19 protein-coding genes and 1 CRISPR repeat array are annotated in these 25,038 nt (G+C 65.5%); of the genes, 8 read left to right on the forward strand and 11 right to left on the reverse strand.

The window, feature by feature from the left end; translation table 11 throughout:
• The first annotated feature begins 8 nt into the window (after positions 1-8).
• From cas7e to cas2e, 5 genes are read left to right on the forward strand one after another with little or no spacing between them, the layout of a single operon-like run.
• Positions 9-1,115, forward strand: a complete 1,107-nt coding sequence (gene cas7e, locus E0E18_RS09250; RefSeq protein ID WP_130840429.1) for a type I-E CRISPR-associated protein Cas7/Cse4/CasC — start codon at positions 9-11, stop codon at positions 1,113-1,115.
• 10 nt (positions 1,116-1,125) lie between these two features.
• Positions 1,126-1,830, forward strand: a complete 705-nt coding sequence (gene cas5e, locus E0E18_RS09255; RefSeq protein ID WP_066587080.1) for a type I-E CRISPR-associated protein Cas5/CasD — start codon at positions 1,126-1,128, stop codon at positions 1,828-1,830.
• A 2-nt stretch (positions 1,831-1,832) separates the two neighbouring features.
• Entirely contained in the window at positions 1,833-2,486 is a 654-nt protein-coding gene (gene cas6e, locus E0E18_RS09260; RefSeq protein WP_130840431.1) for a type I-E CRISPR-associated protein Cas6/Cse3/CasE, read from the forward strand.
• Positions 2,487-2,494: 8 nt separating this feature from the next.
• Positions 2,495-3,469: a type I-E CRISPR-associated endonuclease Cas1e gene (cas1e, locus tag E0E18_RS09265; RefSeq protein WP_237559719.1), complete on the forward strand. Its 975-nt coding sequence runs from the start codon at positions 2,495-2,497 to the stop codon at positions 3,467-3,469.
• Positions 3,466-3,816 (forward strand): type I-E CRISPR-associated endoribonuclease Cas2e, encoded by a 351-nt coding sequence (cas2e, locus tag E0E18_RS09270; protein WP_130840436.1) that lies wholly within the window; start codon positions 3,466-3,468, stop codon positions 3,814-3,816. Before cas1e ends, cas2e begins: the two co-directional genes overlap by 4 nt.
• A 44-nt stretch (positions 3,817-3,860) precedes the next feature.
• Positions 3,861-8,221: a CRISPR direct-repeat array (repeat unit 29 nt; unit sequence GTGCTCCCCGCGCGAGCGGGGATGATCCC).
• A 159-nt stretch (positions 8,222-8,380) separates the two neighbouring features.
• On the opposite strand, the gene E0E18_RS09275 is transcribed toward cas2e, so the two are convergent.
• Genes E0E18_RS09275 through E0E18_RS09295 form a run of 5 tightly spaced genes read right to left on the reverse strand, consistent with a single transcriptional unit; the run spans position 8,381 to position 13,832 of the window.
• The gene (locus E0E18_RS09275; RefSeq protein WP_130840438.1) at positions 8,381-9,556 is read right to left on the reverse strand and encodes an adenosine deaminase family protein; all 1,176 of its coding nucleotides are present in this window, start codon (positions 9,554-9,556) and stop codon (positions 8,381-8,383) included.
• On the reverse strand, positions 9,553-10,251 hold the full coding sequence (gene deoD / locus E0E18_RS09280) for a purine-nucleoside phosphorylase (RefSeq protein WP_130840440.1): 699 nt from the start codon (positions 10,249-10,251) through the stop codon (positions 9,553-9,555). The genes E0E18_RS09275 and deoD overlap by 4 nt, the downstream gene beginning before the upstream one ends.
• 34 nt (positions 10,252-10,285) lie before the next feature.
• The gene (locus E0E18_RS09285; protein ID WP_130840442.1) at positions 10,286-11,917 is read right to left on the reverse strand and encodes an ABC transporter permease; all 1,632 of its coding nucleotides are present in this window, start codon (positions 11,915-11,917) and stop codon (positions 10,286-10,288) included.
• A gap of 26 nt (positions 11,918-11,943) precedes the next feature.
• Entirely contained in the window at positions 11,944-12,792 is an 849-nt protein-coding gene (locus E0E18_RS09290; RefSeq protein WP_130840444.1) for an ABC transporter ATP-binding protein, read from the reverse strand.
• Complete coding sequence (locus tag E0E18_RS09295) at positions 12,789-13,832, reverse strand: ABC transporter substrate-binding protein (protein WP_130840446.1); 1,044 nt, start codon at positions 13,830-13,832, stop codon at positions 12,789-12,791. The genes E0E18_RS09290 and E0E18_RS09295 overlap by 4 nt, the downstream gene beginning before the upstream one ends.
• Positions 13,833-14,129: 297 nt before the next feature.
• On the opposite strand from E0E18_RS09295, the gene E0E18_RS09300 reads away from it, so the two are divergent.
• Entirely contained in the window at positions 14,130-15,134 is a 1,005-nt protein-coding gene (locus tag E0E18_RS09300; RefSeq protein WP_161972265.1) for a LacI family DNA-binding transcriptional regulator, read from the forward strand.
• Between the two features lie 78 nt (positions 15,135-15,212).
• Here E0E18_RS09300 and E0E18_RS09305 read toward each other — a convergent pair whose 3' ends face one another.
• From E0E18_RS09305 to E0E18_RS09330, 6 genes are all read right to left on the reverse strand, one after another.
• Entirely contained in the window at positions 15,213-16,466 is a 1,254-nt protein-coding gene (locus tag E0E18_RS09305; protein ID WP_130840450.1) for a M20 family metallo-hydrolase, read from the reverse strand.
• Positions 16,463-17,914, reverse strand: a complete 1,452-nt coding sequence (locus E0E18_RS09310; protein ID WP_202616715.1) for an amidase — start codon at positions 17,912-17,914, stop codon at positions 16,463-16,465. The genes E0E18_RS09305 and E0E18_RS09310 overlap by 4 nt, the downstream gene beginning before the upstream one ends.
• Positions 17,911-19,698 (reverse strand): amidase, encoded by a 1,788-nt coding sequence (locus tag E0E18_RS09315; RefSeq protein ID WP_202616716.1) that lies wholly within the window; start codon positions 19,696-19,698, stop codon positions 17,911-17,913. The genes E0E18_RS09310 and E0E18_RS09315 overlap by 4 nt, the downstream gene beginning before the upstream one ends.
• A 105-nt stretch (positions 19,699-19,803) precedes the next feature.
• Positions 19,804-21,369, reverse strand: a complete 1,566-nt coding sequence (locus tag E0E18_RS09320; RefSeq protein ID WP_130840452.1) for a sodium:solute symporter family protein — start codon at positions 21,367-21,369, stop codon at positions 19,804-19,806.
• Positions 21,366-21,620 carry a hypothetical protein gene (locus E0E18_RS09325; protein ID WP_066589585.1) on the reverse strand — a complete coding sequence of 85 codons (255 nt, stop codon included), beginning with the start codon at positions 21,618-21,620 and terminating at the stop codon, positions 21,366-21,368. The genes E0E18_RS09320 and E0E18_RS09325 overlap by 4 nt, the downstream gene beginning before the upstream one ends.
• A 138-nt stretch (positions 21,621-21,758) precedes the next feature.
• Positions 21,759-22,613, reverse strand: coding sequence for a GntR family transcriptional regulator (locus E0E18_RS09330; protein ID WP_161972266.1), 855 nt, complete (start codon positions 22,611-22,613; stop codon positions 21,759-21,761).
• 145 nt (positions 22,614-22,758) lie between these two features.
• Here E0E18_RS09330 and E0E18_RS09335 point away from each other — a divergent pair, with 145 nt between their 5' ends.
• The gene (locus E0E18_RS09335; RefSeq protein ID WP_130840457.1) at positions 22,759-23,550 is read left to right on the forward strand and encodes an SDR family NAD(P)-dependent oxidoreductase; all 792 of its coding nucleotides are present in this window, start codon (positions 22,759-22,761) and stop codon (positions 23,548-23,550) included.
• Positions 23,547-25,034, forward strand: a complete 1,488-nt coding sequence (locus E0E18_RS09340) for an amidase family protein (RefSeq protein WP_130840459.1) — start codon at positions 23,547-23,549, stop codon at positions 25,032-25,034. Before E0E18_RS09335 ends, E0E18_RS09340 begins: the two co-directional genes overlap by 4 nt.
• Positions 25,035-25,038: the final 4 nt, after the last annotated feature.

A 25,038-nucleotide genomic window follows, 5' to 3' on the forward strand; every position in this document is an offset into this window, starting at 1 on the left:
ACAGACCCATGACGACCTACCTTGACCTCCACATTCTCCAGCTCGTCCCTCCGTCCTGCATCAACCGCGACGACACCGGATCACCGAAGAGCGCCCGGTTCGGTGGCGTCGAACGGCACCGCGTCTCCAGCCAGGCCTGGAAGCGGGCAGCCCGTAAGGGGTTCGCCGATCTGCTCGACGCAGAACAGCTCGGCGAGCGGACGAAGTACGGTGCGCTCCGTGTCGCTGAGAAGCTCCGGGGACTGCGTTCGGAGCTCTCCGAGGAAGAGGCGCTGGAGTTCGCGGGTGAGGTTCTCAAGGCCGCCGGTATCACCATGGACAAGAAGCACACCGACCAGACCTCCTACCTGGTCTTCCTGTCCCGCCAGGAGATCGAGCGTTTCGCCGAACTGGCGGCCGGTCTCGCGGACGGCAACGAGAAGCTGTCGAAGAAGGACGCCCGTGCAGCACTGGTGGGAACCACCGCTGTGGATATCGCTTTGTTCGGTCGGATGCTCGCGGACGCCCCCGAGCTGAACGTCGACGCTGCCTGCCAGGTGGAGCACGCCCTGAGTGTCCACAAGGCAACCACGGAGTTCGACTACTTCACCGCTGTCGACGACAACGCGCCGGAGGACAATGCCGGCGCCGGCATGATCGGGACCGTGGAATTCGTCTCTTCCACCCTCTACCGGTACGCCACCGTCGACATTGACACGTTGGCTGCGAACCTCGGCGACCGTACCGCTGCCGCTCGGGCGGTAGAGGCATTCATCCAGGCATTCAGCCTGTCAATGCCGACCGGTAAGCAGAACACTTTCGCCAACAGGACGCGCCCGGACTTCATCCTCGCGGAGGTCCGTACCGATCAGCCCGTGTCCCTGGTGAATGCCTTCGAGAAGCCGGTCGCCAACGACGGCACGGCACTTGCCTCCGCAGCAGTTGAGCTCGCCAGGTACGCCGTTGACGGAGACCGCGATTTCGGAACAAAGCCGGCAACGTCCCTGTTCCTCGTGAACGAGCGGGCATCAACCCCTGAACTGCTGTCTGCGCTGGACGGACGTTCCACCGCAGCATCCTTCCCCGATCTGATCAGCGCGGTCGGCGCAGCTGTCAGCGAAGAGTCCGGCAAGTAGGCGGAGAACGATGCCGACACTTGTCCTGGCCCTTGACGGGCCACTCCAGTCCTGGGGTGTGACCGGGAGATTCGTCACCCGGTCCACGCAGAAGATCCCTACGAAGAGCGGCGTTCTCGGAATGATCGCTGCCGCCCAGGGCCGTTACCGGACCGATTCAGTTGCTGATCTGCTAGATCTGTCTTTCGCCGTCCGGACCGACCAACAGGGAAGTCTGCTGCGGGACTTCCAGACGGAGATCGACTGGCGTCCGAAAGCCCCGAAGTCCAAGCCTCTGACGAACCGCTGGTACCTGCAGGACTTCAAGTTCACGGTCGCCGTCGGCGGGGACCGTGAACTCCTTGAGACACTCGATGCTGCGCTGCGGACACCCGAGTTCCCGCTCTATCTCGGACGCCGCTCCTGCCCACCTGCCGGCCGGATACCCCGGGGAATCGTGGACGCGGAACCGGTCGATGCGTTGAAGCAGGCTCCATGGCTTGCAGCTGCCTGGTACCGGAAAAAGCAGCCGAAAACCCTCGACCTACCGGTCAGCCGGGATGTCCGTGCCGGGGAGGTCCCCGATGAACAGATCCGGGATGCTCCCGTGAGTTTCGATCCCCGTGACCGTCGCTATGAGCTGCGTGGCGTCCGGCATGAATGGGTCAGCATGGATAACCCCGACGGCTATGACCTTGATCAGCATGACCCGTTCACACTCCTTGGAGGAATCTGACGATGTACCTGTCTCGGATGTACCTGAATCCGCAGCGGCGGCACTGCCGTGCCCTGCTGGCGAATCCGGAGATGATGCATGCGGCCGTGCTGTCTTCATTCCCCCCGGGTACTGATGCTGTGTCAGACGATGGTCGGGTCCTGTGGAGCATCGACCGTAGCGATGAGAAGACCGCCTTGTGGATGCTGAGCCCCGCTGTCCCGTCCTTCGAACACCTTCAGGAGCAGGCTGGGTGGTCGCAACAGCAGACCTGGGAGACCCGGGACTACTCCCGGCTGACCGGTCAGCTGATGAAGGGGCAGCAGTACGCATTCCGCCTTGTCGCCAATCCCGTCCACATCGTCACTGAAGGCGGGGTGAAGAAACGTCGCGTTCACCAGAAGCCCGAGTACCAGTTGCAGTGGCTGCTCGACAGGCAGGAAGCCATGGGTGTGAGGTTCCTCGGTGAGGAGGACGCGGTAGCCGCGACCGTCACCGGGAGTGAGCACCTGGTCTTTGACCGGAAAGGCAGGAAAGTCACCCTGGTCCGTGTTTCGTACCAGGGGCTTCTGGAGGTCACTGACCGTGATCTGCTGGAGAAGACCCTGACCTCCGGTATCGGTAAAGCGAAGGCGTACGGCTGTGGCCTGCTGACCCTGGCGAAGGTCGGCACGTGAACGGCGGAATGCTCCCGTCTACACCCCGACAACTTGCCAGGGTCACTGACCGGGTCAGTTTCCTTTACCTGGAACACTGCACCCTGGGACGCGACGGGGGCGCACTGACCGCAACTGACGACACCGGCGTCATCCATGTCCCGGTGGCCTCGCTCAGCGTACTGTTGCTCGGTCCGGGTACCAGACTGACCCATCAGGCGGTGACCGTGGTGGCTGATGCCGGATGTTCGCTGGTCTGGGTCGGTGAGGAAGGCGTCCGTTATTACGCCCACGGACGGTCGATCGCTCGTTCCACGAAACTGCTGGAAGCACAGGCGAAGAAAGTCTCGAATACCAGGAGCAGGCTGGCCGTCGCCCGGGAAATGTACGCTATGAGGTTCCCGGGCGAGGACACTTCTGGTCTGACAATGCAGCAACTCCGAGGTAAAGAAGGCGCCAGGGTCAGGAAGATCTACCGGGAATGTGCCGATTCCACTGGTGTGGAATGGACTCGTCGGACCTATGACCCGAATGATTTCAGTACCGGTGATCCTATTAATCAGGCATTGTCTGCAGCCCATGCTGCGCTCTACGGTCTGTCCCACGCCGTGATCACTGCTCTCGGATGCAGTCCGGGGCTGGGATTTGTGCACACGGGACATGACAGGGCCTTCGTATATGACGTCGCAGACCTCTACAAAGCTGAATGTACGATCCCGGTTGCCTTTGACATCGTGAAAAAGCTGCAGGATGATGGCGCAGCTGATTTCGCAGACATTGCCGGCGTCACTCGTCGGGCCGTCCGGGACAGGATCAAGGAACTCCGCCTTTCGGAGCGTATCGCCCACGATATCGCGGTGCTGCTCGTGGATGAGAAGAACGAAGCGGGTGAGGAGGATCTGTGGGCGGATGTCGTCAATCTCTGGGACGACCGGACCCGCAACGTTGTGGGCGGCATGAACTACGGCGAGGGCCCAGAGGATGAGGAGGCATCTCGGTCATGATGACCCTTGTGCTGTCCGCATCTCCAGCGAAACTCCGTGGCCATCTCACTCGGTGGCTGATGGAGGTGAGCCCAGGGGTGTATGTCGGACGTGTCAGTGCACGCGTCCGTGACGAATTATGGCTGCTCGTGATCAGCGAGATGGAATCGGGACGGGCGGTCTTGACATATCCGACATCGAAAAATGAGCAGGGGTTCATCGTGAAGGTCCACCGCGGTGAGTGGGTGCCGACGGACATTGAGGGACTGACACTGATGAAACGTCCAGTCACGACGGAGAAGAGTGCGATGAAAGCTGGGTGGTCCAGGGCGTCGCGTATGCGCAAGGCCGGCCGTCGACGCAAGTGATGTAAAATCGCTGACAGGGATCGAAAACGTGCTGATCAGCGAGTGTGCTCCCCGCGCGAGCGGGGATGATCCCGCCCTGTCGAACTCCCGATCCGCAGACTGGAAGTGCTCCCCGCGCGAGCGGGGATGATCCGAACGCGCTGATCAGGGTGAACAGGGCGGTCCGGTGCTCCCCGCGCGAGCGGGGATGATCCCGCTCCGAGGCGGTCAGCACCTCCAGCCGTGCCGTGCTCCCCGCGCGAGCGGGGATGATCCCATCGTCCCGAACCGCGACCCGGATACCACTCAGTGCTCCCCGCGCGAGCGGGGATGATCCCCTGGGGCACATTTGCCACCGGTGCCACGACCAGTGCTCCCCGCGCGAGCGGGGATGATCCCGGACCATCACACCCGGAAGTCTTTAACAGCTTGTGCTCCCCGCGCGAGCGGGGATGATCCCACTCGAGCACGGAACAAGGGCCGTGGCAGTTCGTGCTCCCCGCGCGAGCGGGGATGATCCCTTGTCGTACTCGTCGTCACCCATCCATGCCCGGTGCTCCCCGCGCGAGCGGGGATGATCCCTGGAAGCACTCGACCCGGAAACAATGCTGTTCGTGCTCCCCGCGCGAGCGGGGATGATCCCCGCCCGAAGCCACAGAGTCCCCGAGGAGGACAGTGCTCCCCGCGCGAGCGGGGATGATCCCTCGCCGCGCACCTCACCCGCCGCCGTGCCAGCGTGCTCCCCGCGCGAGCGGGGATGATCCCCGTGGGTCAGAGGTGGCGAAAGTGCTCGAAGAGTGCTCCCCGCGCGAGCGGGGATGATCCCAATGTGATCAAGCCGGCGTGGGATGCTCTCTCGTGCTCCCCGCGCGAGCGGGGATGATCCCGTCACCCGCTGCAGCTTCTTCTTGTCCACCATGTGCTCCCCGCGCGAGCGGGGATGATCCCTCGGGGATCTGGTCGACCGACAGGTCTTCCAGGTGCTCCCCGCGCGAGCGGGGATGATCCGTCGGGATCGACCGGGTAGCGGATACCACCACGGGTGCTCCCCGCGCGAGCGGGGATGATCCGTCCCGTGGGTCACCGGGTGGGAGGATCGGATCGTGCTCCCCGCGCGAGCGGGGATGATCCCTGGGCAGCAACCGACCGGACCAGGAGGTCACGGTGCTCCCCGCGCGAGCGGGGATGATCCCTGAATCCTGGAACTCCGGTGAGAGATACGGGGGTGCTCCCCGCGCGAGCGGGGATGATCCCGGCTGGCCGCGGTGCTCCAACTCGCGCATTGCGTGCTCCCCGCGCGAGCGGGGATGATCCCACCGGGTGCCCGGCGAGGCCGACGGCCTGCAGGTGCTCCCCGCGCGAGCGGGGATGATCCGGTCGGCACCGCTACTGCCGATGATCACGCGGTGTGCTCCCCGCGCGAGCGGGGATGATCCCAGCTCGGTTCGCTGGTTCTTCGACAGGCCAGCGTGCTCCCCGCGCGAGCGGGGATGATCCCGGGTGGTTGGTGCATGGGTGGGATGTGCCGGTGTGCTCCCCGCGCGAGCGGGGATGATCCCGCATACACCGCTGCCCGTGTCATCCTCGCCACGTGCTCCCCGCGCGAGCGGGGATGATCCCACCCTCCGTCCCAGACGTCGATGACGTGGAAAGTGCTCCCCGCGCGAGCGGGGATGATCCCGGGTCCACCCCGGCGATGATCCACGCATTCACGTGCTCCCCGCGCGAGCGGGGATGATCCCCCCTTGATGACACCGGAGAGGATCGGGGCCAGGTGCTCCCCGCGCGAGCGGGGATGATCCCTACGAATACGTACGCCGTTGTGTGACCGACGAGTGCTCCCCGCGCGAGCGGGGATGATCCCCGCCCGAAGCCACAGAGTCCAGGAGGACGACAGTGCTCCCCGCGCGAGCGGGGATGATCCCTCCGATCTATCCGCGACGACCTCAAAGAAATGGTGCTCCCCGCGCGAGCGGGGATGATCCCGCCCACACGAACGCGATCGGGTAGTTGTTCCCGTGCTCCCCGCGCGAGCGGGGATGATCCCGTCTTCCCAGTCAGTGCGGCAAGTTCTTGCCCGTGCTCCCCGCGCGAGCGGGGATGATCCCGCCCGGACATTCTTCCAGACACTTTCGGAGGTGTGCTCCCCGCGCGAGCGGGGATGATCCCCCACCCCCCTCACGTGACGGGCACACCACCCGTGCTCCCCGCGCGAGCGGGGATGATCCCCCTTCATGCTGGCGAGCACGGGCACCCAGACAGTGCTCCCCGCGCGAGCGGGGATGATCCCAACGGCATCCTGAAGGCCTGGAACACGATCGCGTGCTCCCCGCGCGAGCGGGGATGATCCCCCAAGGCCCGGAAGTTCGTGCCGTACTCGTTGGTGCTCCCCGCGCGAGCGGGGATGATCCCCGCACCACCATCTGCTCATTCGTCCGCAGGAAGTGCTCCCCGCGCGAGCGGGGATGATCCTCACATTGCTCATCGCTGCGACCTCCTCAGATTGTGCTCCCCGCGCGAGCGGGGATGATCCCGCGACGGCTGCAAGCGCTTCAAACGTCATCACGTGCTCCCCGCGCGAGCGGGGATGATCCCGCCACGGACTACGAGAAGCCGGTCGCCGGCAAGTGCTCCCCGCGCGAGCGGGGATGATCCCGCACTGGTCGCACGCGTGACCGCTCTCGAAACGTGCTCCCCGCGCGAGCGGGGATGATCCGGGCACGGGCCGGTAGGTGACGCTGTCCCAATCCGTGCTCCCCGCGCGAGCGGGGATGATCCCGCAAGCTCCGCGACATCCTCCGCATCCTGCTCGTGCTCCCCGCGCGAGCGGGGATGATCCCAGGGCGAGGACGGACGCGACGATCCCGGACACGTGCTCCCCGCGCGAGCGGGGATGATCCGGGTGACAAGGGTGATCGGGGGGACACTGGTCTGTGCTCCCCGCGCGAGCGGGGATGATCCCCTGAGCGTCGGCATGTACCGCTCAGTCCTCGCGTGCTCCCCGCGCGAGCGGGGATGATCCGCAGGTGGTCACTGAGGTGGGGGTGAAGATCACGTGCTCCCCGCGCGAGCGGGGATGATCCCACCAGGCGCACCAACAACCTCCGCCGAACGCGGTGCTCCCCGCGCGAGCGGGGATGATCCCCGCGGCGGGTGGGAGGACGACCCCCTGCCATCGTGCTCCCCGCGCGAGCGGGGATGATCCCAGTCTGCGGGATTTGCGGAGAAGTGGTGGACAGTGCTCCCCGCGCGAGCGGGGATCATCCGCAAACGCGTTGCAGTCTGGGGGGCTTTGCTTAGTGCTCCCCGCGCGAGCGGGGATGATCCCCGGCGGGGGTCCATCGACACGCGGAGTCCACGGTGCTCCCCGCGCGAGCGGGGATGATCCCCCGGGGCGAAGAGGGGGAAACCCCGGGCACTCGTGCTCCCCGCGCGAGCGGGGATGATCCCGGGAGGATGAGGGTATCCGGCTCGAAAATGAGGTGCTCCCCGCGCGAGCGGGGATGATCCCATCACCCCGTTCGACTTCCGTGGCCACCAGGTGTGCTCCCCGCGCGAGCGGGGATGATCCCGCGTCACCGGCGTACATGCCCCCGGAAATGTAGTGCTCCCCGCGCGAGCGGGGATGATCCGCCCATCTGCTGGCCGACGTTGCGGAGGTACGCGTGCTCCCCGCGCGAGCGGGGATGATCCCGCGCAGCAGGATGAAGACCCGTGGATGTCCGGGTGCTCCCCGCGCGAGCGGGGATGATCCCTTCGGGGACAGAGACTGCACAACAGACTGCGCGTGCTCCCCGCGCGAGCGGGGATGATCCCACCACCGGGTTCACCACCCTCGCGGTGATCGCGTGCTCCCCGCGCGAGCGGGGATGATCCCCCGGTCCGCGCCCTCCAAGAGCTCGGAATGGTGTGCTCCCCGCGCGAGCGGGGATGATCCCCACCCGACCCGAACAATCGAACACCATAATCGGTGCTCCCCGCGCGAGCGGGGATGATCCCCAGCACATTCTCGTCACCCCGGTGGGCACACTGTGCTCCCCGCGCGAGCGGGGATGATCCCCAGTTCCGGCGTGATCTTCCGTCGCTGTATTCGTGCTCCCCGCGCGAGCGGGGATGATCCTAGGGGTCGTCGATGAGGCCAGGGAGGACGCGGGTGCTCCCCGCGCGAGCGGGGATGATCCCGCCATCAAGTATCTGTGGCGCGCCGGGCGTAAGTGCTCCCCGCGCGAGCGGGGATGATCCCAGCTACAACTCGACAGCGTTCCGCACCACCGAGTGCTCCCCGCGCGAGCGGGGATGATCCCTCGAGCGCCTTCGCCAACCGATCCGCGTGCCGGTGCTCCCCGCGCGAGCGGGGATGATCCCAAGGTCGAGGGGTTCCGGAACTTCTGGAAGGCGTGCTCCCCGCGCGAGCGGGGATGACTCCAATGGGGAAGGCCCGACGGCGACGTCGGCCGGTTGCTCCTCTTCGTGCACGGAAAGACATCTGGCGTTGTACTCGGTTTGCAGACCAGATCCCCGGAATCAGCCCTTGAAAGGCTTTGAGTGCTCGGTGCGTCCACGGAGCATAAGCGCAGCTTCGGCCTCAGGGTAGAGAGAACTCTCGGATCCTCTGCAGTACATCTTCACGCAGCTGATCTTTCTCCGCCCTGCTCAGGAATGCTGCCTCTACGGCATTGAGCTCCGCCCACGTGAATTCTTCGATGCCCCATCCGAAAGCTTCCGCGATCCGTCGGAATTCCACGCTGATGTTTGTCTGGGACATACCTCGGTTGTCTGGATTCACGGTGAGGGTGAACCCGAGTTCCCGTAGAAGGTCAATAGGGTGGTCGGGGATACCGTCTACAACGGTTCCTTTCGAGTTCGATGACACACACATCTCCAACGGGATCCCTCGGTCCACCACCCACTGTGCTGTTCTTCCCAGTTGCAGGACGGCATCGCCGGCTTCCCGGGCGGCTGCCACCTCACGTACGGCGGTGCGGGTGTTGAGCGGCCGACCGTTGAGGGTGACGTCTTCGATGATTCGGGCACCGTGGCCCAGTCGCTGGGCATGCGCCAGGTGGACGGTCTCCCATACGCTGTGCGGCCCCTCGTGTTCGCCGGTGTGGACGGTCACCGGTATCTCCTCCCGGTCGAGAAGGGTCGTTGCGTCCAGGTGATCCCTGATCGGGAAGCCGTCCTCCGGGCCTGCGATGTCGAATCCTGCAATGCTGTCACCCCAGGACCGGTAGACCTTGACGAGGGTACGGGCGATCTCAAAGCTCAGCGTAGATGACCGCATTCCGCACAGGAGCTGACGTGCACGGATTCTCCCCCCTGCGGCTGAGACCTCGTCCTCACCCTGACGGAGTCCGGTGGCGACCGCTCCTATCGCGACAGTAAGTGGTAGACCACCGAGAGTGTGCTTCTCCGGGGCCCAGCGCACTTCGCCGTAGAGGACGCCGTCAGCGGCAGCCTCAAGGACCCACTCGCGAGCGATTCTCGCGATGTTCTCCTCCGTCTGCATCACTGAAGTGGTGAGAGCGAACTTGTCGTCCCAGTGTTTCACCGGTGGTTCGGTGATCTCACCGGAGAGCCAACCGTAGAGCATCCCGGGGTCGGTGTACGGCAGTTCAGCACCGGTGCTCTCAGAGAGTTCGATCAGGGTTTCCGGGCGAAGCGAACCGTCCAAATGGTCGTGGAGCGAAACCTTGGGAAACGCGCCCCAGGGTTCGTTGTCACCGGACCAACGGGGATAGCCGTTGAGAGTGGAGTTCATGCCAGAGCCTCCAGTGCGAAGTTGACGACGTCAGCGAAAATGGTCTCCCGCTCGTGGGCGGTCATGTCGTTTCCGGGCTTGTCACTGATGGTGCCGAGCATCAGCGCTTCAATGTGTTCCCGCATGGCGACGGTGTAAAGGCCGGCGGCTTCCATCTCCACCCCGAGAGTCCCGATCTCCAGGAGCCCGGGAATCACGTCGGTGCCGCCGCCGTAGAAGAGGTCGGAGGTGAACACCGGGCCTACCTTGATGGGTTTCCCGGAACGGTCGCCGTATTCGACGGCTCTGCGCAGCAGTGAGAAGCTCGGCGCCGAGCTCAGCGTGACACCGGGTACCACAGAGGAACTCAGTGATGAGTTCGTGTGGGCACTCGACGCAGCGACGACGTCGCCGATCTGCAGGTCTGGGTCGATGGCTCCGACTGTGCCTACCCGGATGATGCGCTTCACCGCGTAAAAGCGGGCCAGTTCAGTGGCATAGATCGTGATGGAAGGGATACCCATCCCAGAGGCCATGACGGAGACTGGTCGACCCTGGTAGGTGCCGGTGTAGCCGAGTATGCCGCGGACTTCGGTGACGAGTTCGGCGTCGTCGAAGAAGGTTTCGGCGATATGCCGTGCCCGGTACGGGTCGCCGGGCATGAGAACGTCAGGCGCAAAGTCGCCGGGTTCGGCGGATATGTGGGGTGTGGCCACGGGAAGTTCCTTTCATTGGGTGATGGGGGCGCAACTAGCTGGTGCGGCCGGGAGAGAACCGGTCCAGGACCAGACGCTCTGCGGCGGAGACCAGGGCGTAGAAGACAAGTGACGCGCAGGTGAGTACTGCGGCTGCGGCCCACAGCCCCGTGTAGTCGGTGTGTGACCGGGAAATGACGATGAAATGGCCGAGCCCGTCACCGGTGGCGAGCCATTCGGCGAGAGTCGCTGCCAGAATGGCGTTGGGTGCTGCGATTCTTGCGGAGGCAAAGATCGAGGGAAGCGATGAGGGCAGCTGCAGCCGGAACAACCGGGTCATTACCGATGCGTTGTAGCTGCGCATCAGGGTCATACCGTCGTCGGACACCTGCTGGAGCCCGGTCTGGGTGTTCGCCATGGTCGGGAAGAACGTGACGATCGCGGTGATGACGACCACGCCCCACATTCCGCGACCGAAGGCGAGGATGAGAATCGGAATGAGGACGATGATGGGGACAGAGCGCAGTGCCAGGGCAACCGGGGTGAAGACCCGTTCCACTATCGGATAGGTGACGAAGAGTGTGGCGGCAACGACCCCGGAAATCAGACCAGTGACATAGCCGACCCCTGCATGAACCGCGGTTGTCCCCAGTGCAGTGAAGACTTCGGAGCGCTGAACAGCGGCGTCCGGACTGGTGAAAAGGTACTCGACAACATCTCCGGCGTTCTTTCCGACGAACGGGGAGACCTGGAAGACTGCCAGATAGAGATACCAGGCGGCGATGATGACAGCCAGCGATGCCAGAGTCCACAGGGCGCCGACAGTCCACCTCGTGCCCCGGGAACCTGCGGTGGAACGCGGTGCCGGTGGAGAAGAGGACATCGACGTCGACCAAGGTGTCATCTTCCTGCGGGCCCAACCGAGGAGGACATAGGGGATCACCGAGACCACAGTCACGATGACAGCGACGCTCCACACCTGTGGCAGGTTCTGGGACATCAGTCCGTTGACCAGCAGGACGCCGAGGCCCGACTTCGCTCCGATGAACTCGGAGAAGATCGCACCGAGAACTGCCGCGGGAACGCCGACCTGGAGTCCGGTGAGTATCGCAGGCGTTCCGGACGGGATCCGGACGTAACGCAGGGCAGACAGGCGTCCACCGCCCCAGGCCGAGATCATCGTCATCGGGTTCCCGTCAGCGGAACGGAGTCCCAGCATCGTTCCGACAAGTGTGGTGAAGAAGACCGCCAGGGCGGCCAGGATGACCCGTGCAGTGTCAAGGTCGAATGTGAGCTGGAGGATCGGGTTGACCGCGACGAGTGGAAGGCAGAACAACGTCACAGCCAGGCGCATGAAGAGTGACTCCAGCACGGGTACCTGGACAAAGAGAACGGCGACAACAATTGCGGCGAGGTTGCCCCACAGCCAGCCCAGTAGAGCGACAGTGACGGTGAGCCGGGCATTGCGCAGGTAGAGCGACGAATTCTGCATGATCTCGGAGATAATCTCCGTCGGGGAGGCAATCACACCGAGGTCAGAGAGCCCGAACTGGGCAGCCATCTGCCAGATGACGAGGCAGAGTACGGAGACCAGGGCAGTGACACCCCATCCCGAGAGCGTCTCACGGCGGGCATGTCTGCGCTGCAGGTCCAGGTCCCGCTGCAGGGCGGGGGAGATTGACGTCATTGTTTCTGGAGAGTTGATTACGGCTGTCACGGCGTATCCCCTGCAGCTGTCCCGTCTGAGTCAGTGCCCGAGTACAGCACCGCACTGAGGTGGTCACAGATCGCGTGGAAATCCGGGGTGCTGAGCATCTCCCGCGTCCTCGGGCGCGGAAGCTCCACCGGAATGTCACCGATGATCCGACCGGGTCGAGGGGACATGATTATCACCCGGTCAGCCAGAAAAGCGGCCTCCGAGACTGAATGGGTCACCAGCAGCGCTGTCGCCCCGGTATCTGACCAGAGTCGCTGCAACTCAATGTTCATCCGCTGTCGTGTGATCTCGTCGAGAGCGCCGAAGGGCTCGTCGAGCAGCAGGATCTCAGGGTGGGTGACAATGGCCCGTGCGATAGCGACGCGCTGTCGCATTCCGCCGGACAACTCTCCGGGGCGGGCCTTCTCGAAACCCTTCAGCCCGATCATCTCGATGAGTCCGTCGACCCTGTCAGAGGGGACGGGCATGTGCATGACCTGGCCGGGAAGCCGGATATTGTCACGGACGGACCGCCAGGGCAGCAGGGAAGGATCCTGCAGTGCCAGACCCAGCTGGTGTGAACGGCGAATGTCTCCGGGGGGTTCTCCGTGAATGGTGACGGTGCCTGAGCTGGGTTGGTCCAGGTCCGCCAGAATGCGGAGGATTGTCGATTTCCCGCAACCGGAAGGCCCCAGAAGTGCTGTGAACGATCCACGGTCGGCGGTCAAGGTCACCTCGTCGAGGGCGTGAACAGCTTTGTGCGCGTCACCGTACACCTTGGAGACGCCGTGAAGGTCTATGCCGGTGGCTACGTTCCGCGTGCCTCTGTCGGCGGTGCGCTCCACTGCTTCTGCGGCGGGGGTCATGAGGGATCTGTTTCTGTGCCGTCGGCACTGTCCGCCACCGTCGCTCCCCCGTCGGCGTACACGTCTTTGAGCACGGAGGTGTCGAACATGTCTGAGGAAACACCGTCGATGCCGAGTGCCGTCAGCGAAGTGACGTTCTTGGCAATTCCCTCGTCAGTCATCTGCAGCAGTCCAAGTTTCCTGGTGTCTGGTGTGACGAGGAGGTCCATCTGACGTTTCGCCTGCTCAGTCTGGTTCTCCACCGAAAGACCACTGTCCTTGGCGTAGTCGTTGACCGTGAGGTCAACGGCTTCTGCAGGGTCATTGACGTAGTCCTGCCAGCCCTGTATCTCCCCTTTGAGGAAACCGGTGATGGCCTCGCGCTTCGCCTGGTCGGTGAGGCTGTCACGTTTGACGGCGTACACCTGTGAATACACGTCGAAACCGAAGTCTGAGGTCATCATCACGGTGCCCTCGTGGCCGGTCGCTTCCAGGTAGGAGACCGGTTGTTCAGCGTAGAAGACCCACAGACCGTCCACTTCGCCGGAGGTCAGTGGAGCGATATCGAAACTGGCAGGGACTGTGGTGACTTTCGAGGCATCCACTCCGTTGCGAGCTATAAGAGCTTCCTGTGCGGTCTCGTCACCGGACGGGACTCCGATCCTCTTGCCCTCCATGTCCTTGGGGGTGGTTATCGGATTGTCAGGGGAGGACAACAGTGACAACGGATTCTTCTGGAATCCTGCAGCGACAATGACCAGGTCAGCACCCTCAGCGTTGGCATGCGCGACGGTATCTGCATTGCCCATACCGATGTCTGCTTGCCCTGAGACTACTGCTGACATGGCGTCCACGTCGGGGCCGCCCGGGCGGATGTCGACGTCTACTCCGTTGTCCTCGTAATAGCCTTTGTTGTCTGCGATGTAGCTGCCGCCGAACTGGACGAGCGGTACCCAGGAGGTCTGGAGCGTGATCTTCTCGACGTCAGGGTCGGATGATCCGTCGTCATCGGATACGGAACAGCCGACAAGTGCCAGTGACGTTGACACAGCTGCTGCCATGAGGGCGTTGACCCGCAGTACGTGGTTGCTTCTGGGTCGGTAACTGAAGTGGGACACGGGAACTCCTGAGGTGTGTTCTTGCGGTGTGCTGAAGTCCGTCCATCGATTAGACAAACCGTTTTGCACCTTGAGCTCACGACGCTATGGACTGTAGGTTTCTCGACTGTTTCATCCCTCTACCGCACGTGTAACAGATGCTTAGGGCTCTTTTCGCTCCTGCCTGCTGGAGGTACCGGACGACACTGCGGAGGCATGCGCAAATCGGTTGGCAAACAGTGTCAGGGTATGGTGTCACCTATGGACAGGAGCTGGGGACGGCAGTGGACAATGCAGGACATCGCCAGGGTGGCCGGCGTCAGCGTGACGACCGTGTCCCATACTCTCTCCGGGAAGCGGGCGGTGCGACCGGAGACTGCTGCGCGCATCATGCGCATCGTCGAAGAACTCGGGTACGTACCCGATTCCGCGGGACGCCGTCTGAAGTCCGGTCGCAGCAGAATCCTCGCGCTCGCGGTGCCGGATATCTCCCAGTCCTACTTCGGCAGTATCGCCCGTGGAGCAGAAGAGGAGGCGGATCGGCGTGGATACGGGCTTCTCGTCAGCAGTACCGCGGACTCTGATCCCAGACGAGAATCCCGGTACTTCTCTCTGGTGAGGGCTCGGGCGGTCGACGGGCTCCTGTACACCGGATCACGTGACATGATCCCGGGACAGGACCTCACCCGGCTGGTGAATGAAGGCCCTGTGGTCCTTGTTGACGAGCAGATGCCCACCCTGCCGGTGCCCTCGGTTGTTTCCGACAACCTCCGGGCCGGGCAGATCGCCGGTGAACACCTCGCCGCCCTGGGACATACCCGCCCTATCGTCATTGCCGGTCCACAGGGCCTGAAGTCCCAGGTGGAACGGGTGCAGGGCTTTCGGCAGTCGTTCAACAACGCGATTGTCTTCTACGGGAGCTTCGACATCGAATCGGGGTACCGTCTGACTGCAGATGCACTGGCGAACGGTATTGATTTCACCTCGGTCTTCGCAGCGAACGACAGTCTGGCCGTCGGTGCTGTCCGGTGTCTCCGGGACCACGGGAAGAGTATCCCTGCCGAGGTGTCGGTCATCGGCGTCGACGACATCGAGTTGGCGGAACTGGTCACCCCGGGGCTGACAACCATCCGACAGAATACGGAGGAGATGGGGAAGGTAGCGGTCACCTCGCTTCTCGACTGGCTGGAGACCGGTGAGATGCCGACTTCTACCGTACTGCCTGTTGAGCTTGTCGAACGGGAGTCGACGGGGGTCTGCCGCTGACGCTCCGGGAGAGGATGTACAGAGGAGATACTCAGTGTTGCCGCAGGTCACCGTCCCGCCGCCGCACCAGATCCACCGTCACCGCTCACCCGCCACAAGTGCACCCACCACAAGTGTCCCCACCACCCGAGTCAGCACATCCAACCCCGTCACCAGGTCCGCGTCCTCGGTGAACTCGCCCTCGCAGTGGGAGACCCCGCCCACCGACGGAACAAAGAGAAGCACTGTCGGGACGATGCGGTTCATGGAGACGGCGTCATGACCTGCCATGGTCTTCAGACGGAGGCAGCTGACCCCGGCGTCCGCGGCGGCTTTCTCCGTCAGCTCCACCCCGGCCCCGGGGAAGGGCACCGCCTCCCGCAGGTCGAAGTCCTCGATCTCCACCCCCACATCGTGGCGTTCTGCCGTGGTGACCAGCAACGGTCTGAGAGTCTCCCAGGCCCGGACCAGCCGTTGCGGGTCAGGGGAGCGAAGGTCCACGCTCATCGTCACCTGCCGGGGCACCACCCCCGGCACGTTGGGCTCCACGGTGAAGCGTCCCACCGAGGTGACCATCGACCCCTCCGGAGCGTCGGCGGCGATCTTCCGTACCGAGAGCACCATCTCGGACGCCGCGGTCAGGGCGTCATGGCGGTCCCCCATCAGCGTGGCCCCGGTGTGGGACTGTTCGCCGTTGACGGTCACCCGGATCTTCCGGGTGCACCAGTTGCCCGTGACCGCGCCGACGGTCACGCCGGACCGTTCGAGGCGACGCCCCTGCTCAATATGCAGTTCCGCGTAGGCGACGGCCGGCGGCATGACGTCTGAGCCACGGCACCCGGTGGCGTCGAGCGCTTCAGCCACGCTGACACCGTCCCGGTCCGTCACCGCGAGCATCTCCTCCAGCGACCGCTGGCCGACCGCCACGGAACTGCCCATGAGAGAGGGCTCGAAGCGTGACCCTTCCTCGTTGAACCAGTCCACCACCGTGAGGTTGTGCACCGGTGCGGTGAGGCCGGCGGTGACACGCGAATGCACCGCGGCGGCGGCATGGAGGGACGCCACGACCCCGTACGTCCCGTCAAACCGTCCGGCCAGGGGCTGACTGTCCAGGTGGGAACCGGTGAGCACGTGCCGTGCGCCGGGAACCCACCGGTAGGACGCGAACTGGTTCCCGATGGCGTCCACGGTGACGGTCATCCCCATCTCCGCGGCCCGTCGCCGGAACCATTCCCGCACCGCACCATGCTCCGGGGTGCCGGCCTGACGGTCGATCCCGCCCCCTGCCGTCGCACCGAAGGAGGCGGTGTGGTGGAAGTCCGAAAGGAACGTCGGTGAAGGTCCGCCCGTCACTGTGCCTGCACCCCGCCGAGATCCGGTGTGGTGCCCGCCCACGGTCGGACCGATTCATACGCCCGGGCAGCGGCCAGGACCTCGACATCCCCCCGGTGCCGTGCGGCGATCTGGAGACCGACCGGAAGCCCTGATGCCGTGAACCCGGCCGGCACGGTGATCGCCGGCGTGGTCGTCATGTTGAACGGGTAGGTGAACAACCAGCGCAGCAGCTGCGCCTGCAGGGGTTCGCCCTCCAGCCAGGAGGGGGCGAACTGGTCCAGCGGGAACGCCGCAGAAGCGAGGGTCGGGGAGACCAGGAGATCGAAGTCCGCCATGAAGCTGCAGAAGATGTCGTACATCCTGGACCTGGCCACCTGGGCGCGGATGGCGTCCACCGCCGGCAGTGACCGGGCCGCCGCGATGATCTCCAGGTAGTTGGCGTCCACCTTCCCCTCCCACTGCCCCCAGTCACACAGGTCGGTGTCCAGGCCGATGCCGGGCACCCAGATCCCGTCCCACATCGCCTGCTCCGGACAGTCCCATTCCGGGGTCGCCTCCGTGACCGTCGCACCGAGCTGCGTGAACGCCTTCACCGCCTCCCGGCACACCGCATCCACCTCAGGGTCGACGTAGCCCACGTGCAGGTCCGGTGAATAGGCGACCGTCATACCCGTCATGTCGGAACCCGCGGCGCTGACCGCCCCGGGGTAGCTGGCCGTCTCCTTCGGCAGGCTCATGGGGTCGGAGGGGTCGAATCCGTTCATCACGTCGAACATGACCGTGGCGTCCTCCACCGTCCGGGCTATGGGGCCGTGGAAGACGTAGGTGGAGAACTTCCCCGCGACAAGGGTCTGCGGGATCCGCCCGAGAGAAGGTTTGAAACCCCCCACCCCGCACAACGCGGACGGGATGCGGACCGAGCCCGCCCCGTCCGCGCCCTCCGCCAGGGGCACCATCCCCGCGGCGACGGCGGCGGCGGAACCGCCGGAGGAACCGCCCGCGGAGTAGCCGTGCTTCCAGGGATTGTGCGTGGCGCCGAACAGGTGACCGTCCGTGCCGCCGTAGTACCCGCACTCCGGGGCGTTCGTCAGACCGGTGAACAGTCCACCCGCCGCTCTGAGCCGGGCGACGACGGTGGCGTCCTTCTCCCCGACATTGTCGGCGAAGGGGACGAGGGCATGGGTGTGCGGCAGTCCCGCGACCTCGGTGAGACACTTCACGGCGAAGGGGACGCCGTGGAGCGGGCCGAGCGGGGCGCCGGAGGCCTGCCTCCTGTCGAGCTCGGCAGCGTCCTTCAGGACGGTCTCGCGGTCGAAGCAGACGTAGGCGTTGATGTCCGGGTTGAGTCTTCCGATACGGTCGCAGGCGGCCTCCGCCACCTCCAGGCAGGTCAGACTGCCGGAGGCGATGAGGTCACGCAGTTCAGTCGCCGTCGTGCCGGCGTAGTCGTCGGGGTTCACTGTCATCCTCCACAGGTCAGGATCGGGGTGGTGCGGCGGGTGCCGTGCGGTGCGGTCGCTTCCACGGCCGCTGCCAGGCTGAGCAGCCGGGAATCGTCCCAGGCCCGCCCTGCCAGCGTTGCGCCCACCGGCATGTTGTTGTGTTCCATGGCGCCCATCGGGACGGTCACGGTGGGAATGCCCAGGTGACGTATCACCACGTTTCCGTTGGCGACCCAGATTCCGTTGCGCCAGGCGGTGTCGGCGGACCGGGGGTTCACGTCCGCGTCCGCCGGCGCAACCCCCGCCATGGCGGGAAAGATCAGGGCGTCGAGTCCGAGGGAGTCCATCCAGTCCTCGAGATCCACCCGCCGGGTCTCCTCGAGCCCCGCCAGACCGGCGGGCAGGGAAGGGTCAAGCTCCGGAAGCGAGGGAAGCTCGGGATGGCCAGAGAGCAGGGACCCGATGACCGCCGGATAGTCGGCGACGTCATGCTCCTGGCCGGTGTAGCGGTCCGGGAGCGCCCCCCGGGGCGGCGGGAAGATGTCCCTGCCGTCGACCCGGGTGAGAGAGTGCAGGGAGGGGTCACCGTTGGCCCTGAGGAAGTCCTCCCACGACCAGGCGGAGAGAACCCCGGTCTCCGCGAGCAGGAACTCGCGGGACACCAGCCCCCGGGAACTGACGGTCGGTGCTCCCGGGCGGTCCCCCTCGTACCTGGTCACGGCAGGGAAGTCCACCTCCACGACCTCGGCCCCTGCAGTTTCGATGTCCGCGCGAAGCTGCTCCCACAGCGCCGTCACGTCCGGTGAGGTGACGACGCGCTGTCCCATCGACCCGCAGATGCCGACCTCGTCCCGGTGGTCCGGGCCGGTCCCGGCCAGGGGATCGGTGTTGACGTACATCCGGGGGACGCCGAGCCTGGCTCCCTCCAGCGGGGTCGTGGACCGGTCGAGATCCGGGTAGCGGGCCGGACGCACCCGGGAGGCGGGGGGAATGTCGATCCACGGCTGGACCCGCCAGAAATCTCCCCGGGCGGTGGTGTCGTCGGCGACGAGGACGTCCAGTATCTCCAGCAGGTCGCCCATGCAGCGGGCATGGGGGACCACCACGTCCTTGGTCGGTACGAGCGGCCAGTTGCCGCGGACGGAGATCACCCCCCGTGACGGCGTGTAGGCGCACAGGGAGTTGCAGGACGCCGGTGCGCGGCCGGAAGACCAGGTCTCCTCCCCGAGGCCGAAGACGGCGAACCCGGCGGCGGTCGCGCTGCCGGACCCGTTGGAGGAACCCGAGGCGAAGGCGCTGGTCAGCCACGCCGGATTGTAGGGGCTTTCCGCGCGCCCGTACAGGCCGCGCTGCATGCCGCCGTTGGCCATCGGAGGCATGTTCGTCAGACCGAGGAGGACGGCCCCGGACGCGCGGAGACGTTCGACAGCGAAGGAGTCCCACTGAGCGACGAGGTCCCGGAACGCCGGGGACCCGGCGGCGACGGTGAGACCACGGACCATGTACGAGTCCTTGGCCGTGTACGGGATACCGTCGAGCGGGCCCAGGATGCGGCCCTCGGCCCTCCTCCTGTCGGAGGCCTCCGCCTCCGCGAGAGCGTCCGGGTTGTCGACCACGACCGCGTTGAGCGGGACCGTTCCCTCCGGGGTGAGGGTGGCGTCCTCCGGGCCTGACGCAGTCCCGGCAGGTCTGTCGAAACGTCGGATTCGGTCGAGGAAGGCCGACACCAGTCCGACAGAGGTCAGTGATCCGTCGTCGAGGGCGCGGCGCAGGTCCGCGATCGGCAGCTGGGTGGGGTCGGAGATCACACGGGGGTCCTTTCTTCAGGGCGGACGGTTGAGGGGCAGGGAAAGGAAGGTGCGGGGAAGGGAAAACCCGCCGGGAACAGACCTGGCGGGTGTCTCCTGTGAGGATCAGGCAGTCGGCTCAGCGGCCGCCACCGGTGCACCGGCCCGGGCCGGGGTCCCGGCGGCCGAACCCGCCACCGGTGGCGGGGTACGCTCGCCACGTGCCACGGCGAAGAACTCCTCGACACGGGCCCTGTCCGCCTCGGTACGACCGGTGACAGCGGAGACCACCAGGAAGACCACGAGGTTCACGATCAGGCCGATGATGCCGCCGGTGACCGACCCCAGAGCAGGAATGTCGTCCGGGTAGATCCAGGTCAGTGCTGCGGCGATGACGAAACCGACGAGCATGCCGGAGATCGCGCCGTACTTGTTGCCGCCCCGCCAGAAGATGCCGAGGAACAGCGGCACGCTGAGCTGGACGATGCCCTGGTAACTCATCTGCGCCAGCAGCTGCATGCGCTCCATGTCCTTCGTCGCGAACGCGAGGACGGCGGCGAGGATCATCGCCAGGACCATGCAGATCTTCGAGACGTACGTCAGCTGCCTGTCCGTCATCCTCGTCGTCGTCCCGAACAGGTCATTGGCGATCTGCAGGCCACTGACCTGCACAGAACCGTCGATATGGCCCATCGACGCGGCGAAGACGATGACCACTCCCAGACCGAGCAGCCAGGTTCCGCCGTAGTCGTTCATGAGCGTGAACCAGCCGTCCTGCGGGGCTTCGATGATTCCCGCCATCCCGGCTGCCGCGATGCCCACGAGCATCAGCAGTGTGTAGAAGATCCCCGAGATGAAGATCGTGATCAGGGTTCCTTTCTTCACCGACCGGACCGAAGAGGCGGTGTAGATGCGCTGGAAGCTCGTCGGCCAGCACAGTGACCCGACGACACCGGTGAGGACAAGGCTGAACACGTACCAGGGACCGTAGGCGTCCCCGTCACCGGGGACGCGCAGGTACTGCTGTGCCACATGGCCGAGATCACCGAAGGACACCGGGGTATCACCGATGCCCGCGAGCATCAGCACACAGATCAGGGAGGCTCCGCCGTAGGCGACCGCACCCTGGAAGACGTCGGTCATGATCAGACCACGCATACCCATCTGGACCGTCCAGATCTGCCGGACGACGATGGCCGCCAGGCCGATCATCAACGACGTCGTGTACCCCCAGTGACCGTTGCCGGCGACATCGAACAGTGCGGCGAGCGCCTGCATGCCCGTGATGATCCAGGGGAACAGGGAGACCACCCCGATGACACTGGCGATACGGCGGACCCAGACGGAATTGAACCTCTTGCCCATCAGGTCGGGCTGGGTCCGCAGACCGTACTTCGCACCCCACCGCCAGGCGCGGGTCGCCATGAAGTACATGAACGCGACACCGAGGGTGGAGTACGCCAGACCGTAGAAACCGAAGACCCCGAGCCCGGTCGCCAGGCCGAAGAAGGCGATGAACGTGGACCCCGGCCACCAGGAGTTGATGTAGGACCAGGCGATGTACCAGGGGCCGTAACTCCTGCCGCCGACCGCGTACTCGTTGAAGTCCGGTTCCCGGGACTTTCGTGTGGTGTAGAGGATGCCGACGACGACCGCGTAGAACGCGGCGAGCATTCCGATCATCACGATCATGCCGCGATCACCTCGTCCAGCTCACCGCGGGCGTCCTCGTACATGTAGAGGAAGCACAGGGACACGGCGACGAGAAGTGCGTCGAAGATCCAGTAGACGATGGACAGCGGCAACCCGAGGAACAGGGTCTCGTTCCCGCTGAAAGAGAAGTAGAGGGGAGGGACGACGGCAAGTGCCAGAGCGAAGATGTAGATACCGACGAGGGTGCTCTTCACCGGCGTCGGGGGCAGAGAAGCTAAAGCGTTCTTCATGATGGATGACCTCGATGCGTCAGATGTGGTGTGACGTCCCTCCGCAACCGCTGACGGTTCAGGAGGGAACGTGGACATCAGCATCAGCGCCAACCATTACTGGCCTCCGGCCAACCGGGTAAAGATGCGTTAATTGGGTCAGTGTGGACCAGCGGGAAATGGGTGGTGCAGTTTCGCGCCGGGCCGGTCACTGCGCACCGTCAGACTGGTCCTGTCCGCCCTGAACAGGTCCACCGAGAACTCCACCGGAGCGGCGTCCCCGCTGACTTCCCCGACGGCGTCCCCGGTGGCGTCCCCGCTGGCGTCCCCGGTGACATCCTCAGCCCAGGCGCGCCGGGTGACCTTCAGCAACGGTGCACCGGGACTGACATGCAGGATCCCCGACACCGGTGTGGTCGCCGCCGTCGCCTCGATGATCTCCTCGGTCCGGCCGACCACGGTCCCGTACTCGCTCGCCAACAGCGCATACAGGGACGTCAGAGGATGGTTCAGCAGTCCGGGGAAGCGCGGGGCAGGCAGGTAGGCATGCTCGAGGGACAGGGCCTCACCGTCGGCGAACCGGACCCTGAGCAGAGACACCACCGGACCGGAACTTCCGAAGCACCCGGCGACCGCGGGGGAAGGAGCCTCCAGTGCCGCCCGCACGACCTGCGTCCCGTCCCGGTAGCCCTGTTCGGACAGCATCTGGGGAATCCCCTTGACCTGGTTGAGGTCACGGAGCACCTTGCGGCGTCCCTCCCCGGACCCCGGCACATCCTCCGGAACCGGGGGCCCGGTGGACACACCGGTGAGAAACGCCCCACCGGCACGACCCCTGACCCGGTACAGTGCCCCGTCAGCCTGCATCGCGTCCAACACCCGGCGCACCGTACTCCGGGACGCCCCGAGCCGGAGGGCGAGATCCCGTTCAGACGGAAGCTTCGCCGTCCCGCCCGCACGCATTTCCTCGCACAGACGCGTCAGCGACTTCTCCACCTCATGTTGTGAGCTCATGGGACGACAGTAACGGCGGACCATACCTTTTGCCGGCCCATTTCGGGGTCCTGACCGGACCTTTACCGCCCTTTCACACGGGGAACCTGCACCAGAAATGGTCCCCGCCGATTCTGGTGTCAGCACTCACCAAGGAGGACACCACATGATCACTCTCAGCGGCAGGACAGCCCTCGTCACCGGGGGCTCCCGCGGCATCGGGCGGGCCACGGCCCTCGTGCTCGCCGAGGCGGGCGCACGGGTCGTCATCGCCGACCGGACCGACTGCTTCGCCGACCCGGACACCGCCACCTGGGCGGAGATCGTCAGACGCGGTGGCCAGGCAGAATCCCGCTACCTGGACGTATCGGACAGTGCGGCGGTGGACACCCTTCTGGCCGATGTCAGTGCCAGCCACGGACTGGACATCCTGGTGAACAACGCCGGAATACTGCAGTCCGGGGAAATCGCCGAAACGAGTGACGAAACCTGGAGAGAGCAGTTCCGGGTGAACGTCGACGGAACCTTCTACTGCATGCGGGCGGCAGTCAGGGCAATGCTCGCAGGCGGCGCCGGGACCGGAGGAAAACCCCGGGGAAAGATCGTCAACATCAGCTCCATCAGCGGTCTCCGCGGCAACCCCGGATTCGCCGCCTACTGCGCCGCGAAAGCGGCGGTGGTGAACCTGACCAGGCAGGCGGCCATCGACTACTCGCCGAGAGGGATCAACATCAACTCGGTCGCGCCGGGCTTCGTGGAGACCGACATGACGGCCCTGTACGATGCGCCGACCCGCGAAGCACTGGAGGGCCAGACCCCGAACGGCCGGTGGGCTGACCCACGCCAGATCGCGGAGGCCGTGCTCTTCCTCGCCTCTGACCTGTCCGACCACGTCGTCGGCGACATCCTCGCCGTCGACGGCGGCTGGCTCATCGGCACACCGGTGGTGACACGATGAACACAGAGACAGTCCGTGCGGCCTACCGGGACGGAAGCCTCACCCCGGTCGACGTCCTGGAACAGACGCTCACCAGGATCGACGAGGTCAACGACAGCATCAACGCCATCGTCTTCAGGGATGACGTGAACGCCCTCGCCCAGGCCGAGGCGTCCACGGCACGGTGGAAGGCCGGCACCCCGCTCAGCGTGCTCGACGGCGTCCCCGTCTCGGTCAAGGACAGTGTCCGCGCCGCCGGGATGCCCTGGCGTCACGGCACTCTGCCCAACCGGGGTCTCGACGCGGACACCGTGGACTCACCCCCTGCGGCGCGGCTCCGCGAAGCCGGTGCAGTCATCTTCGGCAAATGCGCCATGCCGGACTTCGGAATGCTCGGGGCAGGCGTGAGTTCCCTCTACGGCATCGTCCGGAACCCGTGGAACCTTGCGATGAACACCGGAGGTTCCAGTGCCGGGGCCGGTGCCTCGCTGGCGGCCGGCATCGGGTCGATGTCCGTGGGAAGTGACATCGCAGGATCCGTCCGCCTGCCCGCCGCGCACTGCGGTCTCGCGGCACTGAAACCGACCCAGGGAAGGATTCCGCATCTCGCACCCAGCACCACCCGTTCCGCAGGACCGCTGGCACGCAGTGTCCGTGAGGTCGCTGAACTGTTCAGCGTCATTTCCGGGCCGGACGCCCGGGACCTGCTCAGTCTGCCCGGAGGGCCACTGACACCGGAACCGGTCGACACCTCGGACCGGACTGTCGCCGGGCTCAGGATCGGGCTCATCCTCGACATGGGGTACGGGTACGGGGTCCACCCGGAGGTCGAGGCGGTGGTCCGTGCCGCAGCCCGGACACTCCAGGACGCCGGCGCGGTCGTCACCGAGGTTCCTCCCGTGTTCAGCGCCGACCCCTGGCCGGCCCTGGACCGGTTGTTCCAGGTCAGGGCTCTGGCGGAATGGCTGCCCTATGACGGGCAGGGCCGTTCCGAGGTCCTGCCGCAGATCACGGACTGGTGTGCCGCAGCCTCCGGCCTTGCCGCGGCGGACCACGAGAACGACCTCAATGCTGTCGCCGCCAGCGCCGCCCACTTCGCTTCGGTGGTGGACAGTTTCGACCTCATTGTGTCCCCCGTCATCCCCGGGCTCGGCTTCGCCGCCGGAATGGTCGGACTCAGTCAGGATTCCCCGCTGGAGCACTGCTCGTTCACCTGCTGGTTCAACCAGTCGGGACAACCCGCCGCCACGGTCGGCTTCGGTATGAGCCACGGGGTTCCCGTCGGTGTGCAGGTAGGCGGTCCGAGGTTCGCGGACCTGCGTGTCCTCGCGGTCGCGGAATGGCTCGAATCCCGGCGTCCCGCCCCGTTCGACTGGCCGACCGTCCCCCGCGACCTGCCGGCCCTGACCCCGGACCTGTACGCCGCCGGCTACCGGGACGCCACGGTCACCGCTTACCCGGCCGACGCCAACCCGGCCACTGCCGGAGACACGCAGAGGAGCTGACCCG

The organism is Corynebacterium neomassiliense (genome assembly GCF_900626215.1).
In the GTDB taxonomy this organism is placed as follows: Bacteria; Actinomycetota; Actinomycetes; order Mycobacteriales; family Mycobacteriaceae; genus Corynebacterium; species Corynebacterium neomassiliense.

Coding starts and splice junctions, on each gene's coding strand:
- E0E18_RS09295 (WP_130840446.1), bottom strand. CDS start 13,832: ATGGCAGCAGCTGTGTCAACGTCACTGGCACTTGTCGGCTGTTCCGTA.
- E0E18_RS09320 (WP_130840452.1), bottom strand. CDS start 21,369: ATGATCGTGATGATCGGAATGCTCGCCGCGTTCTACGCGGTCGTCGTC.
- cas7e (WP_130840429.1), top strand. CDS start 9: ATGACGACCTACCTTGACCTCCACATTCTCCAGCTCGTCCCTCCGTCC.
- E0E18_RS09310 (WP_202616715.1), bottom strand. CDS start 17,914: ATGACAGTGAACCCCGACGACTACGCCGGCACGACGGCGACTGAACTG.
- E0E18_RS09330 (WP_161972266.1), bottom strand. CDS start 22,613: ATGAGCTCACAACATGAGGTGGAGAAGTCGCTGACGCGTCTGTGCGAG.
- E0E18_RS09275 (WP_130840438.1), bottom strand. CDS start 9,556: ATGAACTCCACTCTCAACGGCTATCCCCGTTGGTCCGGTGACAACGAA.
- E0E18_RS09335 (WP_130840457.1), top strand. CDS start 22,759: ATGATCACTCTCAGCGGCAGGACAGCCCTCGTCACCGGGGGCTCCCGC.
- E0E18_RS09285 (WP_130840442.1), bottom strand. CDS start 11,917: ATGACGTCAATCTCCCCCGCCCTGCAGCGGGACCTGGACCTGCAGCGC.
- cas2e (WP_130840436.1), top strand. CDS start 3,466: ATGATGACCCTTGTGCTGTCCGCATCTCCAGCGAAACTCCGTGGCCAT.
- E0E18_RS09340 (WP_130840459.1), top strand. CDS start 23,547: ATGAACACAGAGACAGTCCGTGCGGCCTACCGGGACGGAAGCCTCACC.
- E0E18_RS09290 (WP_130840444.1), bottom strand. CDS start 12,792: ATGACCCCCGCCGCAGAAGCAGTGGAGCGCACCGCCGACAGAGGCACG.
- cas6e (WP_130840431.1), top strand. CDS start 1,833: ATGTACCTGTCTCGGATGTACCTGAATCCGCAGCGGCGGCACTGCCGT.
- E0E18_RS09325 (WP_066589585.1), bottom strand. CDS start 21,620: ATGAAGAACGCTTTAGCTTCTCTGCCCCCGACGCCGGTGAAGAGCACC.
- cas5e (WP_066587080.1), top strand. CDS start 1,126: ATGCCGACACTTGTCCTGGCCCTTGACGGGCCACTCCAGTCCTGGGGT.
- cas1e (WP_237559719.1), top strand. CDS start 2,495: ATGCTCCCGTCTACACCCCGACAACTTGCCAGGGTCACTGACCGGGTC.
- E0E18_RS09300 (WP_161972265.1), top strand. CDS start 14,130: ATGGACAGGAGCTGGGGACGGCAGTGGACAATGCAGGACATCGCCAGG.